This is a genomic window from Streptomyces sp. NPDC018693 (assembly GCF_044391385.1).
In the GTDB taxonomy this organism is placed as follows: Bacteria; Actinomycetota; Actinomycetes; order Streptomycetales; family Streptomycetaceae; genus Streptomyces.
Genome location: NZ_JBIRZZ010000017.1, coordinates 95,924 through 112,369, shown reverse-complemented (window position 1 = coordinate 112,369; position 16,446 = coordinate 95,924). Strand labels below are relative to the sequence as shown.

Below are 16,446 nucleotides of genomic sequence, written 5' to 3'. Positions count from 1 at the left end.
AAGTGCCCTTCTTTGTCTTCGGGTTCAGGCGTCCTCACGCAGGGCGTCCGAGATCGGTCTGGCGCCGCCGTGCGCGGTCAGGCCGCCGTCGACGGGGATCTCCGCACCGGTGATGAAGGACGCGTCGTCAGAGAGGAGGAAGGTGACGAGCGGAGTGACGTCGTCGACGGTTCCGGTGCGGCCGAGGGGCGTCCCCCGGAGGTTCGCCTCGCGGAACGCGGGCGCGGCGGAGGCGGTCATCTCCGTCTCGACGAAGCCGGGGTGGACGGTGTTCACACGGATGCCGCGCGGCCCCAGTTCCATGGCGGCGGTCTTCGACAGTCCGCGCAGCGCCCACTTGCTGGCGGTGTACGCGACCGGGTAGTGGGCGGTCAGCGCCGCCGACGAACCGACGTTCACGATCGACGCGCCCGCGCGCATCAGCGGAACCAGGTGCTGGATGCCCAGGAGGGGACCGGTGACGTTGACGGCGTAGACGCGGGCCATGTCCTCGGGGCGTACGTCGTCGATGCGGGCGCGCCAGGTGACGCCCGCGTTGTTGACCAGGCCGTGCACCTGTCCGTAAGCCTCGCGCAGTTCGGCGGCGAGCCGCGCCCAGTCCTTCTCGCTGGTGACATCGAGGCGGCGGCAACCGGATGCCTCGGTCACGTCGGTGGCGATGACGCGGGCGCCCTCGCGGGTCAGCGTCTCGACCTCCGCGGCGCCCTGGCCACGGGCCGCGCCGGTGACGACCACGACCTTGCCGAGGAGTCGCTTGGATGGAAGGTCGCTCACGGCCGCTCCCGGGGGCGGCGCCGGGCGACCGGGACCGGCACGGGCTCAGGCCCTGTCACCACGATGTTGGAGACGGCGCCGAGGCCCTCGACGGTGAGTGTGACCGTGTCGCCCGGCTTGAGCGGCGGCGGGTCCTGCCGGCCTCGTACGCCCCACAGCTCGGCGAGGCAGCCGCCGTTGCCGCAGGTGCCCGAGCCGAGGACGTCGCCAGGACGCACCCACGTCCCCCGCGAGGCGTAGGCGACCATCTCCTCGAACGTCCAGCTCATGTTGGACAGGAGGTCCTTGCCGACCACCTCGCCGTTGATCTCGGCGGTCAGCGCCAGGCGCAGGAAGCCGTCCGCGTCGCGGTACTTCTCCAGTTCGTCGGCGGTGACCAGGTACGGGCCCAGGGTGGTGGCGGTGTCCTTGCCCTTGCACGGGCCGAGGCCGACCTTCATCTCGGCGGACTGCAGGTCACGGGCGGACCAGTCATTGAAGATCGTGTAGCCGACGATGTGGTCGCGGGCCTGCTCGGGGGTGAGGTCGCGGCCCTCCTGACCGATCACGGCGGCGACCTCCAGCTCGAAGTCGAGCACGCTCGACCCCGGCGGCAGGGGAACCTCGTCGTGCGGGCCGTACACGGCATAGGGGTTGCCGAAGTAGAACGTCGGGGCCGCGTACCACCGCTCCGGCACACCGGTGGCGCCGTCCACTGACCGTCGTACGCCCTCCACGTGTTCCTCGAAGGTGACGAAGTCCCGCACGGTGGGCGGCTGGAGAGGGGGCAGCATGCGTACGTCGGAGACATGGGGACCGGTCGGGGCGCCGAGAGCCGCGGCGCCCGCGGCGAGCAGGTGCGGCAGGCCGCCCCCCTCGGCGAGCAGTCCGGTCAGGGACTGGACACCGGGCAGCGGGCGCAGCGTCCCGTCCTCGGCGACGACAGCCACACGTCGTCGGTTCTGGTACTCGTACGAGGCGAAACGCATGGGGATGTTCCTGTCGGCGTGAGGGGCGGGCACGGAGGCCGGGGGCGCGGAGCGGGGAGTCAGGGCGGTTGACAGGGCCACCGCGCCCCCGGGGAGTGGGGCGCTCGCCGGTCAGACCGGCGGGGCGACGAAGCAGCCGCGGTCGGGGTCGTTGAACGACTCCTTGGCGACCAGCTCGTTCATCGGGTTGGCCGTGCCCCACTGGTCGGTGACCTCGGGCTGGGAGAAGTCGTAGACGTGCGGGTGCCAGGTGTCCTCGTCCAGCTCCTCCAGCTCGGTGGTGTACTCGACCGTGTTGCCGTGCGGGTCGAGGAAGTACGTGAAGGTGTTGTCGCCCGCCATGTGGCGGCCGGGACCCCACACCTTCCTGAATCCGGCACGCATGACCCGGCCGGAGCCGCGCATGTACTCGTCCAGGCCGCGCATCTCGAAGGAGACGTGGTGGAGTGCGGTGTGCGGGCCCTGCGCGATGGCCATCGAGTGGTGCTGGTTGCTGATCCGCATGAAGTGCATGACCTCGCCCATGTGCGGCGAGCTGAGCGTGTCGGAGAGGCGGAAGCCGAGGTGGTTCTCGTACCACTCCCTCGTCCTGTTCAGGTCGGGAGAGTTGAGGACCACGTGCGACAGGCGGACCGGGATCGACTCCTTCTCCTCGATCCTGCGGTGCTGCCGGGCCTCGACATCGGCGGAGACCTCGATCGTGCGGCCGTCGACGTCGAAGAAGCGGAAGCCGTAACCGCCGCCGGGAGTGTCGAGCTTCCCCGGCTGGGAGATCAACTGCACGCCGCCCGCGAGGAGTTGTTCGGCGAGCGTGTCGACGTCGGTCGCGCTCGCGGCACCGTAGGAAACGAGGTCGAGGCGCTTCTCCTCGGCCTGGCGCAGCCGTACGACGTACTGTTCGGGGCTGCCCTCGGCGGCCAGGAAGGAGATGCCGGAGTCCTCGGCGACCTCGGTCAGGCCCCAGACGCCGGCGTAGAAGTCGAGCTGCTTGTCGTGGTCGGGCACGGCGAGGTCGACGTGCCGGAGATGAGTGAGCAGGCGGGTGCTCATGGGGGCCTCCTCAGGCGAGGTTGAGCAGGGCGGCGGCGTTGCCGCCCCGCACCGCGTGAAAGTCCTGGTCGGGCAGATCGGCGGCGCGCAGCGCGCCCAACGGATCCTCGGTGCCCATGTCGAACGGGAAGTCGGAGCCGAGCAGCACCCGGTCGGCGCCGACGGTGCTGATCAGGGCTCGGAGTACGTGGGGGTCGTGAACAAGGGAGTCGAAGTACAGCTGCCGCAGGTAGCTGCTCGGCTTCCGTGAGCAGCCCCGGGCGTCGGGGCGGACCCGCCAGGCGTGGTCGGAGCGGCCGATGTGGGTGGGCAGGTAGCCGCCGCCGTGTGCCGCGATCAGCTTCAGCCCAGGATGGCGGTCCAGGACACCGGAGAAGATCAGGTGGGAGAGCGCGACGGCGTTCTCGGTGGGCTGGCCGACCGTGTTGGACAGGTACCACTGGTCCAGGCGCTCGTCGAGCGTGCAGCCGAACGGGTGCAGGAAGACCAGGGCGCCGGTCTCCTCCGCACGTGTCCAGAAGGGCCCGAGACGCCGGTCGGAGAGTTCCACCTCTCGCGTCCCCCCGGGCCCCGGAGCGTGCGAGGAGATCTCCACGCCCCTCAGTCCCTGATCCAGTGCGTGGTCGAGCAGAGCGACCGCGAGGTCGGGGTGCTGGAGCGGGACCAGGCCGAGGCCGTGCAACCGGTCGGGGGCCTTGGCGCAGTGCGCGGCGGTGCCCTCGTTGGCCAGCCCGCACACCCGCTCGGCCAGCCGGGGCTCGGCCCAGTAGTGGTAGTGGTTCGGCGAAGGGCTCACCAGTTGCAGGTCCACACCGGCCGCGTCCATGGCCGCCAGGCGCACCGCGACATCCGTCAGCCGTGGCACCCGCGCGCCGACCATGGGACCGCTGACCGCCAGGGCGGCGGGGCCGTTGCGGCGGGCGTCGAGGGTGCGGGCCTCCGCGAGGTCGGGATGACCGGCGACGGCCTCCTCGACGTCGGGGAGCAGGAGGTGGGCGTGGACGTCGATGGTGGGCACGGAGGACGCCGGCGCGGTCACGGGCGCTCCTTGAGGAGGTTCATGGTGCGGCCGATCAGTCCGGCCATGTCGGCGTCGCGCACGCCGTCCAGCTGCCACTGGCCGATCTGCACGGACGCGTCGACGACGGTGCGCACCCGGGGGGCGCGCCGGTCGTGGTAGGTCTGGAGCAGCTCGTCGTCCCAGTCACGGCCGCTGGTGAGCAGCTCGGCGAGCACGGAGGCGTCCTCCAGGGACATGGCCGCGCCCTGGGCGAGGGTGGGCGGGCAGCAGTGGGCGGCGTCGCCGATCAGCACGACCCGGCCCCGGTGCCAGGAGCCCTCGACCAGCAGGCGGTCGAACCAGGTGTAGTTGACCTTCTTCGGGTCGGTGATGTGCTCGGTGATCTGCGGCCAGACCCCGCCGTAGGCCAGCGTCAGGCGGCGCATCTCGTCGGCGTAGGTGGACGGGTCGATGGACGCGCGGTCGCGGCATGCTTCGACGACATAGGCGTAGATGGTGTTCTCGCTGGTGGGGCAGTAGCCGGCGATGTAGGCGGGGCCGCCGTAGGCGAGGTCGGTGCGCGTCACGGTCTCGGGCCGTGGGGCGGCGACGCGCCAGATCGCCATGCCGGTGGGCTCGGGTTTGTCGGTGATGCCGATCGCGGCGCGGGTGGCGGAGTTGAGACCGTCGGCGCCGATCACCAGGTCGTAGCGGCCCTCGCCGCCGTCGCTGAAGCGCACCGCGACGCCGTCGGCGTCCTGCTCCAGCGCCTCGACGGTGGTGCCGAGGCGAACGCCGGCACCGGAGACGCGGACCGCGTCGATGAGGATCTGCTGGAGCTGGGGGCGCTGCATGCCGAGGGTGGCGGGCAGGTCCTCGCCGCCGGTCCGGATGTCCTCGGCGACGAACAGGACGGTGCCGTCGGGGGCGGTGACACCCAGCGAGCCGAAGGGGTATCCGGAGGCTTCCACCTGTTCCCACACGCCCAGTTCGCGCAGGACCCGCAGGGCGTTGCCCTGGAGGGTGATGCCGGAGCCGGTGGTGGCGTTCCAGTCGGGCTTCGCCTCGATCAGGTCGACGGCGATGCCGGCGCGGCGCAGCAGGATGGTGACGGCGTTGCCGGAGGCGCCTCCGCCGATGACCAGGACGCTGGGGGTGCCCCCGGCCGGAGGCTGGGGGAGAGTGAGGCGGTCAGCCATGTCGGGGAACCTCCCGGGTTGGGCCGCGCGGCTTCGGGCGGCGGGGGTGCGGCTCGAGCCCGCTGGGAGCGCGGGCAGGGGGATCGGTGCGAGGTACGGGCCGGATGCGCTGTCGCTGTCCGGGGAGGAGCGCATCCGGTGGCTGAGAGAGCTACTTGACGGCGACGGGGTTGACGGGTGAGCCGACGGCCCCGGTGATGGGCAGGGGCGCGGCGGTGAGCCAGAACTCGTACACGCCGTCGTCGGCGCAGTCGGCGGCGAGGGCGTCGAGGTCCCACATCTCGCCGATCAGCAGGCCCATGTTGGGGATGACGACCTGGTGCAGCGGCTGGAAGGCGTTCTCGAACTCGTTGGGCCGTACCTCGAAGCCCCAGGTGTCGGTGGCGATCGCGGCGATCTGGGTGCCGTGCAGCCAGCCCGCGGTGGTGAAGGACAGGCCGGGCGCGGGGCCGCCCGCGTAGTCGCCCCAGCCCTCGCGCCGGACGCGGGCGAGCTGTCCGGTACGGACGAGGACGATGTCCCCGCGGCCCGTGGTCACTCCGTGCGCCTCGGCGGTCGCGGTCAGATGCTCCTCGGTGATGGCGAACCCGTCCGGCAGCTCGCCGTCCTCACCGACCACGCGGCCCACGTCCAGCAGGACGCCGCGCCCGGCGACGTGCGGCGCCATGTGCTCGATGCCGGTGACGAGATCGCCGTCGGAGGTGACGACCTGCTCGGCCTTGCGCCCGTTCCAGGCATTGCCGTGGTCGAAGATGTGCCCGAGCCCGTCCCACTGGGTCGAGCACTGCAACGGCATCGCGATCACGTCGTCCGCGCCGCCGATGCCGTGGGGGAAACCCTGGTTGCCCAGGGCGGCGTCGGTGCCCGTGTCCAGCATGGTGTGCACCGGGTTGGTGCGCCGGCGCCAACCCTTCTGCGGCCCGTTCATGTCGAACCGCTGCGAGAGGGAGAAGCTGATTCCGCGCCGGACGAGTGCCGCGCCCTCGCGCCGCTTGGCCTCGTCGAGGAAGTTGAGCGTGCCCAGCACGTCGTCCTCACCCCAGCGTCCCCAGTTGGAGTACGCCTTGGCGGCTTCGGCGATCGCGCCCTCGGGGTCGTGGCGGTCCAGGCTCATGCCTTCTCCTCCACGCAACGCGTGCGCTGCACGCCGAGACCGGTGATCGAGCCCTCCATGACGTCGCCGTCGCGCAGCAGCCGCCCCCAGTGGATGCCGTTGCCTGCCGGGGAACCCGTCAACACCAGGTCGCCGGGCAGGAGCCGGGCGGTCTGGGAGATGTACGACACCAGACGGGCGACCCCGAAGAGCATGTCCTTGGTGGACTCGTCCTGCATGGTCTCGCCGTTGACCTTGAGGGTGACCCGCAGGTCACCGGGGTCGGCGATGGACTCCGCCGGCACGATCCAGGGGCCGAGCGGCGTGAAGCCAGGGGCGTTCTTGCAGCGCAGCCAGTCGGTGCCGATGGCGGGCATGTCCCGCCGGAACACGGTCGCCCGGTCGGTGAGGTCGTTGGCGATCGTGTACCCGGCGACATGCTCCAGGGCCTCCTCCACGGAAACCCGGTAGGCGGGCTTGGCGATGACGGCCGCCAACTCCAGCTCCCAGTCCGGCTGGTGCGCCCAGGCGGGCAGTACGACGTCGTCGTACGGGCCCGCGATGGTGCTGGGCAGGCCGATGAACACGTACGGCAGGTCCTCCGCGGCCCGGCGGTCCATGACGGCGGCGATCTCCGCGCGCGCCTCCTCGACGGTGCGCGGGTCGTCGGGGGCGCGGTGGGCGACCTCCAGGTCGATCACGTGCTGGCGGTAGTTGGCGCCGGACTGGAAGATCTGGCGCGGCTCGACCGGGGCGTGCACCCGCAGGCCGTCCAAGGGGCGCCAGTCGAGGGCATCCTCGTTGGCGAGGGTGCGCAGCACCGGGAGGGCCTCCTCCCACCGCTCCAGTACGGCGCGTATGCCGGCCGGCTCCCAGGCCAGGGACTGGCTCAGGTCGAGGACCCGGCCCGTGGTCATCAGTCCGGGGAACGGCTCCCCGTCCGGGGCCGAGAACGTGCCGAGCGCGAACGGGCCGGCAGGTTGCGCGAGTGTCGCCATGAGATGTCCTCCCGCTGGGTTGCGGTCTACTCTGACCCCGATCAACGAATCACGGAAATCAATCCTGTGGATGCGGGTAATCCACACGATGGATACTTCGTCTGGCTGCTGGGTGGTGCTTGGTGAACCTGTCGCGACTCGACCTCAATCTGGTCGTCGCCCTGCGTGCGCTGCTGGAGGAACGCAACGTCACCCGGGCCGGGGAGCGCATCGGCCTGAGTCAGCCGGCGATGAGCGCGGCGCTGTCCCGGCTGCGCCGCCATTTCGACGACGAATTGCTCGCCCGGACCGGCAACTCCTATGAGCTGACGCCGCTCGGTGCCGCCCTGCGCGATCGCAGCGCGACCGCCTGCGACCTCCTGGAGCGAGTCTTCTCGAGTCAGGCGGACTTCGACCCGGGCGCCGAGACCCGCGAGTTCACGCTCCTCGCCTCCGACTACGGCGTGGCCGTGTTCGGCGCCGCGCTGGCCCGTGCCGTGCACCGCGAGGCGCCCGGGATCCGGTTCACCTTCCAGCATCCGACGCCCTCCGTCGTGGAGAACGCCGCGACGGTGCTGAGCACCGTCGACGGACTGCTGATGCCGCACGGCGTCATCAACGGCCTCCCCGCCGTCGAGCTCTTCAGCGACCGCTGGCTGTGTCTGGTCGCCGACGACAACCCCGAGATCGGCGACGAACTCACCCTGGGCCAGCTGTCGCGCCTTCCCTGGGCCGTCTACCAGCGCCCCTACGACGCACCGGTGGCGCGCCAGCTCAGCATGATCGGCGTCAGCCCTCGGGTGGAGGTCTCCGTGCAGACCTTCCAGTTGCTGCCGCACATGGTCGAGGGCACCCGCCGGGTCGCGATGATCCAGGAGCATCTGGCCCGGGCGGCGGTCAGCTCCGCCGCGGTGCGCGTCCTTCCCTGCCCCTTCGAGGCCGTTCCGGTCCGGGAAGCCCTGTGGTGGCACCCGGTACACACCCAGGACGCGGCCCACATCTGGCTGCGGCAGAAGGCCGCGGAGGTAGGCGCGACGCTGACGGACGGCGAGGCGGTGCCCTCCGCACCCGGTGCGGAGGGCACGTGACCGGGCGCCGGGGCGGGCCGGGCGGGGACACACTCTGCGGCTCTCCCCGACCGTCGGCCTTCCTCCCCTCAGGCCAACTGTTGCGGCAACGGCCGGGGGTCCGCGGCGCCTGCGCGACGGCGGGCCGCCAGCAGTCCCGCCGCGACGAGGCCGGCGGCCAGTCCGAGGAAACCCACCGCACGGGCAAGGCTGCCGACCTGTGACTCCACGGCGAGCAGCACCAGCGGGCAGACGAACTCACCGCCGAAGAAGGCCGCCGTCCACAGGCCGGTGCCCCGACCCCTGTCCTCGAACGCCAACCGGGACATGGCACTGGTCAGGAGGGCCGGCAGCAGCATGCCGGTGCCCAGGCAGTTGATCACCGCTCCGACGACCAGCAGTGGGGCGTTGCCCGCGAGGGACATCACGCCGAATCCGGCCGCGCAGACTGCGAAGACGGCGGGCAGCATCGGGTCCGGAGAGCGCTTCAGCCGGGCGAAGACGATCGCACCGGCCACCGTGGCAGCGCTCGCGGCAGCTGTGGCCATGCCGATCACGCCGGAGTTCTCCACCCCGACATTGTCGAGGAGGTACGCCATCTCCACTGGAACGGTGTAGAAGACCATTGCGCCGAAGAAGGTGAGGGCGCAGATGCCTGCCAGCCGCCGCCATGGGAATGCCCGGCGGGTCTCCGCCCGGGCCGGGGCATCGTCGGTGGCCGGGCCGGCCTCCGGGTCGGGCAGGGCGATGGCCATCAGCGGGGCGATCAGCAGGCTCACGGCGTAGATCCAGAAAGGCATGCGCCAGCCCGCCGAGCCGACGGCGCCGCCGAGCACGAAGAAGGCGGTGGCCGACGCCGAGGCGCACATGGTCTGCAGCGTCAGGTACTTCACCCGCTGCCGACCGCTGTAGTAGTCACCGATGAGGGTGGTGCAGCAGGTCATGATGGCGGCCTCGGCCACACCGACCAGGGCGCGACTCACGATGATCGCGCCCAGCGACTCCAGCCAGAGCGGTGCCGTGCCGAACACGGCGTACAGCACGGTCGCCACGATCAGCAGGCGTTTGCGGCCCAGCCGGTCCACGATGACCCCGGCGAATGGTGCCAGCAGTGCCAGTGACAGGGCCGGAACGGTCAGTGCCAGGGGAACGAGCGCCTTGGCCCCCGGGACCGACGCGAAGTGGTCCTCCATCTTCGGCAGCACCGGAGCGATCAGCACCGCCCCCAGGATGGGCAGACAGCTGCCCGCCATCAGCAGGATCACGCGCAGCTGATGGGCCGGGCCCGAGACGGTGACGGGCGAGGGAGCGGCGTCGTCGACCGCGGCAGGGGACGGCGAGGGGGCGGAACCGGGCATGGCGACTCCAGGGACGGTGTAAGGGAGCGGGCACGCCTTTCGCAGGCGCCGACGGCGCTCGGCATGCCGGCGGAGAGCCGCACGTGTCGGCTGATCCGGACAGCGGCGTGCGGGTAGGGACGACTATGAACAGTTCGGGGCCCTGTCGCCATCCTCTGCGCGATCGGGATCCCGTATCCGGGCCATCCATGCGGTGAATGGGCCCCCGGGCCCTGAGGCGTACGGGAGCCGGGGGCCGCCCCTTGCTGTGGGCCGCTGCCGCAGGGGTCCTCGGCACTTCTGCGCTTCTGTGCTTCCTCACTGCTTCTGCGCCGGGTGGATCCATTCCGCCAGACGGAAGCCGCCTTGCGTGGCCACCGCAGCCGTCAGGAACCTGTTCCCAACCACGGCACGCGGGGCGAGGGCGCCCCGCCGACAGGGACGGGAACCTTCATGCCGCACATGACCGCCTTCGCCAGGAACCAGTGGTACGTCGCCGCCTACGCCGAGGAGGTCGGGCGGGAGTTGCTCGGGCGGACGATCCTCGGTGAGCCGCTCGTCCTGTACCGGACCGAGGAGGAGGGCCGGCCCGTCGCGCTGCACGACCGGTGTGTGCACCGCCGGTATCCGCTGTCGGAGAGCGGGCTGGACGGTGACCGCATCGTGTGCGGGTATCACGGGTTCACGTACGACACGACCGGCGCGTGCGTGTATGTGCCGGGGCAGCGACGCATTCCGCGCACCGCCCGGGTCGCTTCGTATCCGGTGGTCGAGCGGGACTCGTTGATCTGGGTGTGGATCGGGGACCCCGCGCTCGCCGACCCGCAGACGATCCCCCGGGCCCGCCACCTCGACTCGCCCGGCTGGGTCACGGTCCGCGGCATGGAGCCGATCGACGCCGACTACGGGCTGCTGGTGGACAACCTGCTCGACCTGTCCCACGAGACGTATCTGCACGGCGGCTACATCGGCACCCCGGAGGTCGCCGAGACCCCGATCACCACGGAGGTCGACGAGGGCGCCGGCGTCGTACGGGTGAGCCGGCACATGGACGACGCCGAGTGTCCGCCGTTCTACGCCCGTTCGACCGGGATCGAGGGGCGGATCACCCGCTGGCAGGACATCGAGTACCACGCGCCCTGTCTGTATCTGCTGCACAGCCGGATCGCGCCGGTGGGCGTGGTGCCGGAGGCCGACGGCAGCGACCCGCACGGCTTCCACACCGAGATCACCTACGCCATCACGCCCTCGTGCGACGGCAAGGTGTACGACTTCTGGATGGTCTCCCGCGACTGGGCGACGGGCGACGCCGAGGTCACCGAGTTCCTGCGGGCCAACAACCACACGGTGGTGATGCAGGACGTCGACGCGCTGAACCTGCTGCAGCGCACCCTCGGCGGCGAGCGGGCCGGCTACCAGGAGCTGAGCATCAACATCGACACCGGTGGCCTGGCCGCCCGCCGCATCCTCGCCCGGCTGGTCGAGGAGGGCGAGAAGCCCGTGGAGCAGGTCCGGTGAACGCACCGATCCGTGAGATCTACCGCATCGACTGGCTGCCGGGCACCGATGTCCTGCACGGCACGTGTCACTGCGGTGCCGAGCACACCGCCGAGGATCCTGTGGAGATGTGGGAGTGGATGCTCGGGCATCCGGTGGGGCACGAGGGTTCGGGTGACGGCGGGTCACCCGCGCAGGCGCTGTCGGAGGTCGACGGATGACCGTGTACGAAGCCGAGCTGACCGTCGACTGCATACAGTCGGCCGCCGACGGGGTACGGTCGATCGTCCTCCGGCACCCGCTGGGTGAACACCTCCCCGCCTGGGAGCCGGGCGCCCACATCGACCTGCTCCTCGCTCCCGGCCTGGAACGGCAGTACTCGCTGTGCGGCGACCCGGCCGACCGCTCCTCCTGGCGCATCGCCGTGCTGCGCGAACCGGACGGGCGGGGCGGATCCACGTACGTGCACGAGCAGTTGGGCAGCGGTGAGAAGGTGCGCGTACGCGGCCCGCGCAACCACTTCCCGCTGCGGCCCGCCCCGCGCTACCGCTTCGTCGCGGGCGGCATCGGCATCACCCCGATCGTGCCCATGCTGGCGGCGGCCGAGGCGGCCGGCGCCGACTGGTCCCTGCTGTACGGCGGACGCACCCGCCGGTCGATGGCGTTCACGGGGGAACTGGCCCGCTACGGGGACCGGGTGACCCTGGCCCCGCAGGACGAGACCGGTCTGCTCGACCTGGACCGCGTCCTGGACGACCTGCCCGCCGGCACCCTCGTGTACTGCTGCGGCCCGGGCCCGCTCCTCGACGCGGTGGAGCGGCGCTGCCCGCCCGGGGCACTGCACATCGAACGCTTCCAGGCACGGCCCCAACAGCACGCTGCGGACGGCGAGTTCGAGGTCGAGCTGGCGCGCAGCGGTCGTACGCTGACCGTCGCGGCGGACGTGTCCGTGCTGGACGCGGTGCGGGAGGCGGGCGTCGAGGTGCTCTACTCCTGCGCCGAGGGCACGTGCGGCACCTGTGAGACGGACGTGCTGGACGGCACACCGGAGCACCGGGACTCGGTCCTCACCGCCGAGGAGCGGGCGGCCGGGGAGACGATGATGATCTGTGTGTCCCGGTGTGCGGGGAAGCGCCTTGTGCTGGATCTGTGAGCGCGGCACATGACGGCGTCGGCCCGGCACCGTCGGCGACCTGAACGCCGACGGTGCCCGGCCGGTCAGACCTCGGGCGCGGGGACCACGGTGAGATGACCGGCCGCGCGGCGCGGGCGGCGGGTGCGGCGCGGCGCGGGCGTGGAGCGGGTCTCGCGCAGCACCATCGTCAGCCGTGTGCAGTCCATGTCCGCGAGGCCCTTCGGGGTCTCGCGGACGATCCGGCACTCGGTGGCGCCCCGGCGCGGGTCGGGGTGGGCCAGGAGACGCACCGCCCCGTCGAGTTCGGCGGCCTGCGCGCCGACCGCGCGCAGCCAGTGCGGCAGGCCCTGCCGGTAGGCCGCCTCCATGATCGGGTCCTGGGCGATCTCCCGGCGGATCGCCTGGAGACCGTGGTCATGGCCGTGCCGCTCCAGGGCGGCCGAGAAGTGGGCCAGGGCGGGCAGGAACCAGCTCGCCTCGTGGTCGCCGAGGACCGAGGCCGCGTCCGGGTGGAACAGGACGAATCTGAGGAAGTTGTCGCCCGGCATCGCCGTCGGATGCGGGTCGACCTCCCGGAAGAGTGTCTCGAAAGCGGCGTTCGCCAGAACGACGTCCCAGCGGCGGTTCAGCACGACGGAGGGAAAGGGGACGGCTTCCAGAAGCGTGGCGTAGTCCCGTAGATACGCCTGGGTGTCGGGACTCTCGGGGACGGGCCGCGGTGCGGACCGCTGCCCTCCTGCCTGATATGCCATCGGGAGGTCACCCCTCTTGCCTGATGCGGCCTTCACGCGGCGCCCCGATCCTGCTGCCCGCAGACGATCGATGTCAACTATCGTGGCATTCCACGCTCGTTGACGGCTGAAATTGGCCACAGTTGTGGCGAGACCTGGATGTGAGTTCGAAACACCCGTTAGTCTCCCCGCAGTTCACGACGACCGTCTGTGCCGGTGAGAGGGCCCGGTGAGAGGGCAGTGAGAGACGTGGGAGACCTGTCGGTGACGGATGGCTTCGAGGTTACGGGCGCCGCGGCGACGGCTTCGCTGTCGGCCGTCGTCACCCGTGTCGCCGCGCTCGCCGACCGGCTCGGCGTGCCGCACGCGGAGGTCTTCGACACCGGGCGGCTGTCCGTCGCCTCCGGTGTCCCGGAGTCCGTGGTGAAGGCCCTGCTGAGCGGTCGCCCGGCCGGCGAACGGGATGTCCAGGCCCGCTTCCTGCAGCGCCTGGACCTGCTGCGCCGCACCCGACTGAAGCCCAACGGGCGCAAGTACACCCAGCAGGAGATCGCCGACGGCGCGGGGATGTCGAGGCAGCAGGCGGGCGCCCTCATCAACGGCGACCGCCGCCCCACGATGGAGCACTGCGACGCCCTGCAGCGCTTCTTCCACGTACACGCCGGGTTCCTCACGGCCGAGGACCCGGAGGCGCTCGCGGGCACCCTGCGCCACACCGAGCAGGAGCTGCTGCAGCGGCTCGCCGAGCGGGAGGCCGCCGCCGAGGACCCGCTGGAGCGCCTGCTGCAGGACCACGGGGTGCGCGGGATCGCCTGGCGGGCCGCCCAGCTGCCCACCGACCAGCACCGCGACAAGGTCGCCGAGTGGCTGGACATGCTCCTGGAGAGCGTGAAGCGACCCGAGACGTGAGCCGGGGGAGGACTGTGGGCATCGGTAGGGAAATGCGCCGTCTGTGCGGTGAGTTGGTCGCGGAGGTGACCCTCCCCGCCCCGGCGGTGCCGGCGGACCTGTACTCCGCGCTGTGCGCGGCGATGAGCAGACGCCGTGGCCGCCCCGTCCACTTCCGCACGGCCGCCTTCCCGGTGGGCACCGCCAGCGGGCTCTGGCTCGACATGGCAGACCAGGACCTCGTCGTCATCGAGGAACGCACCGCCCCCGACCACCAGTTGGTGATCCTCGGCCACGAGCTGTGGCACATGCAGGCCGGGCACTGCAGCCATCACGTCGAGGGCGCCGCGGTCGCCGCGCGCTTACTCACCGACGGCGCCGACCTCCAGGCGACCGTGCACAAGGTCGCCGCGCGCACCCGTTTCGACCTCTCCGACGAGCGGGACGCCGAGCGTTTCGGGCTCCTCCTCGCCAGCAGATGCCGCACCTGGCTGGCGGGTTCGTCGGGACGCGGACGCGGACAACGGGACCATCTGGCGGGGCGGATCGAGGCGTCGCTGGGCTATCTGGGGCCCCAGGGCTGAGCGCCTCATACGCGTTCGCGGTGCGGTTTCGCCTCCGCTGAGCGGGCGAACCCGGGCGCATCGAGGCCGGATTGTCAGTGGTGGGCGGCAAGCTGGGGAGTGCGCCGCCGTACGGCGGTGTCGCGCCCGCCCGGGCGCGTGGGAACCGACGCCGACACGGGGAGAGCCGACCGATGCCCACTGCCGTACTGACCGACCGCGAGCGCACCGCCGTCCAGGCATATCTGCGGCTCCTGCACACCGTACGGGCCGCGTTCGACGACACGGGCGCCGAGGACTCGGACCCGCCGCGCCATCCGCTGCCTCCGGTGATTCCGCCCGCGGTTCTCCAGGAGGCGGACGAGGCCCTGACCGGAGCGGGACTGGCGGGGAACGAGGAGGGGTTCTTCCGGTTGCTGCGGAGCTGGTGCCCCGAGCGCTGAGGGACGAACGGCCGGACGGTTCGACCGGGTTCAGGTGTACGGCACGGTGATCGCCTCAGGCGTACGGCACGGTGATCGCCGTGGCCACCAGGCCCTGGCGGACCGTCCAGCGGCCCTCGAACTGGGTGAGGCGCCGGCCGGCGACCACCGGGCCCGGGACGAGCAGACGGGCGCGCAGGGTGCCGTACGCGGCTCCGCCGGGCGCCGGCGTGAGGTCGATGTCGGCTTCGGAGAAGTCCAGCCACTCGCGGGTGAGCGGGAACCACGCCTTGTAGACGGACTCCTTGGCGCTGAACAGCAGCCGGTCCCCGTGCACCTCCGGACGGTCCACGGCCAGGCGGCGCAGCCGCTCCCGCTCGGCGGGCAGCGCCACCGCGTCCAGCACGCCCTCCGGCAGCCGGTCGTGGGGTTCGGCGTCGATGCCGACGGAGGCCAGGTCGGCGGCGCGGACCAGGGCGGCGGCGCAGTAGCCCTCGCAGTGCGTCATGCTGCCGGTCAGACCGTCCGGCCAGCTCGGCGCTCCGCGTTCACCGGGCAGCACGGGGTGCGGGGCCACGCCCAGCTTCTCCATGGCACGCCGGGCGCAGGAGCGTACGACGGCGAACTCCCGGCGCCGCTTGGGGACCGCCCGCGCCACCAGCGCCGCCTCCTGCGGGTACAGCGCGGCGACCGCGTTCGCGTCGGCGGCCTCGGCGCCGTACGCCTCCACGACGACCACCGGCTCCGGCAGCAGCTCCTCGATCACGCCTTCTCCCCCTCCGCCTGTCCCCCCGCGGTCCCGTCCGTCGTCCCCTCCATGGGCAGGATGCGGCGCAGCCGGCCTGGCGGTCCCGGGCGTTTGCGCCACTCGCGGGGATAGCCCACGGAGACCTCCTCGAAGCGGACGCCCTCGTGCCAGGTGGTGCGCGGGATGTGGAGATGGCCGTAGACCATGGCGGCGACCCGGAAGCGGCGGTGCCAGTCCGCGGTGAGCCGGGTGCCGCACCACATGGCGAACTCGGGGTACCACAGGACGTCCGTGGGGTGGCGGTCCAGCGGGTAGTGGTTGACGAGCACCGTGGGCAGGTCGCCGGGCAGCCCCGCGAGCCGGCGCTCGGTCTCGGCGACACGGGCGCGGCACCAGTCCTCGCGGGTCGGGTAGGGGTCCGGGTGCAGCAGGTACTCGTCGTTGCAGACGACGCCGGTGCCGTGGGCGTACTCCAGGCCCTGCGCCTTGGTCGTGCAGCCAGGCGGCAGGAACGAGTAGTCGTAGAGCAGGAACAGCGGCGCGACGGCCACCGGGCCGCCGGGGCCCTCCCAGACGGGGTACGGGTCCTCGGGCGTCGTGACGCCCAGGTCGCGGCAGAGGTCGACCAGGTGGGTGTAGCGCTCCACGCCGCGCAGGGTGACCGCGTCTCTGGGGTGGGTCCACAGCTCGTGGTTGCCGGGGGCCCAGACGACCTTGCGGAAGCGGCTCGCGAGGGTCTTCAGCACCCAGCGGATGTCCGCCACGGTCTCCGCGACGTCCCCCGCCACGATCAGCCAGTCGTGCTCCGACTCCGGCCGCATCTCCTCGACCAGTGCCCGGTTCTCGGCATACCCGACGTGCAGGTCGCTGATGGCCAGCAGCCGCCCCGTCTCCCCGCTCGTCACCATCGTCCCGGAACCCCCGCTCCCGACCACACGCGCCCCTCACGAGCACACCAACCGCACCACGACAGCACATTCGGGGGGCCGGGACAAGG

18 protein-coding genes are annotated in these 16,446 nt (G+C 71.7%); 7 read left to right on the top strand and 11 right to left on the bottom strand.

Going from position 1 to position 16,446, the window contains the following annotated elements:
• Positions 1-24: 24 nt before the first annotated feature.
• The 7 genes from ACH5AC_RS32310 to ACH5AC_RS32280 form a co-directional block, all read right to left on the bottom strand.
• Positions 25-774, bottom strand: coding sequence for an SDR family NAD(P)-dependent oxidoreductase (locus ACH5AC_RS32310; RefSeq protein ID WP_398865809.1), 750 nt, complete (start codon positions 772-774; stop codon positions 25-27).
• Complete coding sequence (locus tag ACH5AC_RS32305) at positions 771-1,742, bottom strand: fumarylacetoacetate hydrolase family protein (protein ID WP_398865808.1); 972 nt, start codon at positions 1,740-1,742, stop codon at positions 771-773. The genes ACH5AC_RS32310 and ACH5AC_RS32305 overlap by 4 nt, the downstream gene beginning before the upstream one ends.
• Positions 1,743-1,853: 111 nt before the next feature.
• Positions 1,854-2,792, bottom strand: coding sequence for a VOC family protein (locus tag ACH5AC_RS32300; protein WP_398865807.1), 939 nt, complete (start codon positions 2,790-2,792; stop codon positions 1,854-1,856).
• 10 nt (positions 2,793-2,802) lie between these two features.
• On the bottom strand, positions 2,803-3,831 hold the full coding sequence (locus ACH5AC_RS32295) for an amidohydrolase family protein (protein WP_398865806.1): 1,029 nt from the start codon (positions 3,829-3,831) through the stop codon (positions 2,803-2,805).
• A complete protein-coding gene (locus ACH5AC_RS32290) occupies positions 3,828-4,991 on the bottom strand; it encodes an FAD-dependent oxidoreductase (RefSeq protein ID WP_398865805.1) in 1,164 nt (387 codons plus the stop codon). Before ACH5AC_RS32290 ends, ACH5AC_RS32295 begins: the two co-directional genes overlap by 4 nt.
• A gap of 151 nt (positions 4,992-5,142) precedes the next feature.
• Positions 5,143-6,105, bottom strand: a complete 963-nt coding sequence (locus tag ACH5AC_RS32285) for a cyclase family protein (protein WP_398865804.1) — start codon at positions 6,103-6,105, stop codon at positions 5,143-5,145.
• The gene (locus tag ACH5AC_RS32280; RefSeq protein ID WP_398865803.1) at positions 6,102-7,082 is read right to left on the bottom strand and encodes a fumarylacetoacetate hydrolase family protein; all 981 of its coding nucleotides are present in this window, start codon (positions 7,080-7,082) and stop codon (positions 6,102-6,104) included. Before ACH5AC_RS32280 ends, ACH5AC_RS32285 begins: the two co-directional genes overlap by 4 nt.
• Before the next feature lie 122 nt (positions 7,083-7,204).
• Here ACH5AC_RS32280 and ACH5AC_RS32275 point away from each other — a divergent pair, with 122 nt between their 5' ends.
• Positions 7,205-8,149, top strand: coding sequence for a LysR family transcriptional regulator (locus ACH5AC_RS32275; protein WP_398865802.1), 945 nt, complete (start codon positions 7,205-7,207; stop codon positions 8,147-8,149).
• Positions 8,150-8,217: 68 nt separating this feature from the next.
• Here the strand turns inward: ACH5AC_RS32275 and ACH5AC_RS32270 are convergent, their stop codons facing one another.
• Positions 8,218-9,486 (bottom strand): MFS transporter, encoded by a 1,269-nt coding sequence (locus tag ACH5AC_RS32270; RefSeq protein ID WP_398865801.1) that lies wholly within the window; start codon positions 9,484-9,486, stop codon positions 8,218-8,220.
• Between the two features lie 432 nt (positions 9,487-9,918).
• Between ACH5AC_RS32270 and ACH5AC_RS32265 the strand changes: the two genes are divergently transcribed.
• The 3 genes from ACH5AC_RS32265 to ACH5AC_RS32255 are packed head-to-tail and all read left to right on the top strand — an operon-like array spanning position 9,919 to position 12,115.
• Positions 9,919-10,983, top strand: coding sequence for a Rieske 2Fe-2S domain-containing protein (locus tag ACH5AC_RS32265; protein WP_398865800.1), 1,065 nt, complete (start codon positions 9,919-9,921; stop codon positions 10,981-10,983).
• A complete protein-coding gene (locus ACH5AC_RS32260) occupies positions 10,980-11,183 on the top strand; it encodes a hypothetical protein (protein ID WP_398865799.1) in 204 nt (67 codons plus the stop codon). Before ACH5AC_RS32265 ends, ACH5AC_RS32260 begins: the two co-directional genes overlap by 4 nt.
• Positions 11,180-12,115 (top strand): PDR/VanB family oxidoreductase, encoded by a 936-nt coding sequence (locus ACH5AC_RS32255; protein ID WP_398865798.1) that lies wholly within the window; start codon positions 11,180-11,182, stop codon positions 12,113-12,115. The genes ACH5AC_RS32260 and ACH5AC_RS32255 overlap by 4 nt, the downstream gene beginning before the upstream one ends.
• A 65-nt stretch (positions 12,116-12,180) precedes the next feature.
• On the opposite strand, the gene ACH5AC_RS32250 is transcribed toward ACH5AC_RS32255, so the two are convergent.
• On the bottom strand, positions 12,181-12,849 hold the full coding sequence (locus ACH5AC_RS32250; protein ID WP_398865797.1) for a hypothetical protein: 669 nt from the start codon (positions 12,847-12,849) through the stop codon (positions 12,181-12,183).
• 243 nt (positions 12,850-13,092) lie between these two features.
• On the opposite strand from ACH5AC_RS32250, the gene ACH5AC_RS32245 reads away from it, so the two are divergent.
• From ACH5AC_RS32245 to ACH5AC_RS32235, 3 genes are all read left to right on the top strand, one after another.
• Positions 13,093-13,737 (top strand): helix-turn-helix domain-containing protein, encoded by a 645-nt coding sequence (locus ACH5AC_RS32245; RefSeq protein WP_398865854.1) that lies wholly within the window; start codon positions 13,093-13,095, stop codon positions 13,735-13,737.
• 32 nt (positions 13,738-13,769) lie between these two features.
• The gene (locus tag ACH5AC_RS32240) at positions 13,770-14,300 is read left to right on the top strand and encodes a toxin-antitoxin system, toxin component (RefSeq protein WP_398865853.1); all 531 of its coding nucleotides are present in this window, start codon (positions 13,770-13,772) and stop codon (positions 14,298-14,300) included.
• Positions 14,301-14,473: 173 nt separating this feature from the next.
• Positions 14,474-14,722 (top strand): hypothetical protein, encoded by a 249-nt coding sequence (locus ACH5AC_RS32235; RefSeq protein ID WP_398865796.1) that lies wholly within the window; start codon positions 14,474-14,476, stop codon positions 14,720-14,722.
• A gap of 55 nt (positions 14,723-14,777) precedes the next feature.
• Here ACH5AC_RS32235 and ACH5AC_RS32230 read toward each other — a convergent pair whose 3' ends face one another.
• Both ACH5AC_RS32230 and ACH5AC_RS32225 read right to left on the bottom strand, forming a co-directional pair.
• Positions 14,778-15,467, bottom strand: coding sequence for a 4'-phosphopantetheinyl transferase (locus ACH5AC_RS32230; RefSeq protein ID WP_398865795.1), 690 nt, complete (start codon positions 15,465-15,467; stop codon positions 14,778-14,780).
• On the bottom strand, positions 15,464-16,357 hold the full coding sequence (locus ACH5AC_RS32225; RefSeq protein WP_398865794.1) for a metallophosphoesterase family protein: 894 nt from the start codon (positions 16,355-16,357) through the stop codon (positions 15,464-15,466). Before ACH5AC_RS32225 ends, ACH5AC_RS32230 begins: the two co-directional genes overlap by 4 nt.
• Positions 16,358-16,446: the final 89 nt, after the last annotated feature.